We start from the raw sequence: 246 nt of genomic DNA, 5'->3' as shown, positions 1-246 counted from the left end.
CGTCGCCGTTCTACGTGCTCGACGAGGTCGAGGCGGCGCTGGACGACGTCAACCTCGGCCGGCTGCTCACCCTGGTCGAGCAGCTCCGCTCGACCTCGCAGCTGATCGTCATCACCCACCAGAAGCGGACGATGGAGATCGCCGACGCGCTCTACGGCGTGAGCATGCGCGGCGACGGCATCACCGGGGTGATCAGCCAGCGGCTGCGCGAGCTCCCCGCCGCCTGAAGGGCCACAAGCACGCTTT

The 246-nt window shown here is 68.7% G+C and carries 1 protein-coding gene; it reads left to right on the top strand.

Translation table 11 applies throughout. The features are described 5' to 3' along the window. Nucleotides 1-227: hypothetical protein (locus A6V29_RS06810; protein WP_137159606.1), on the top strand; the 227-nt coding region annotated here is incomplete at its 5' end. Nucleotides 228-246: the final 19 nt, after the last annotated feature.

Source organism: Blastococcus sp. CCUG 61487, assembly GCF_005222955.1.
Classification (GTDB): Bacteria; Actinomycetota; Actinomycetes; order Mycobacteriales; family Geodermatophilaceae; genus Blastococcus.
The sequence above is the reverse complement of the archived record's forward strand: the minus strand, read 5'-3'. Positions and strand labels throughout refer to the sequence as shown.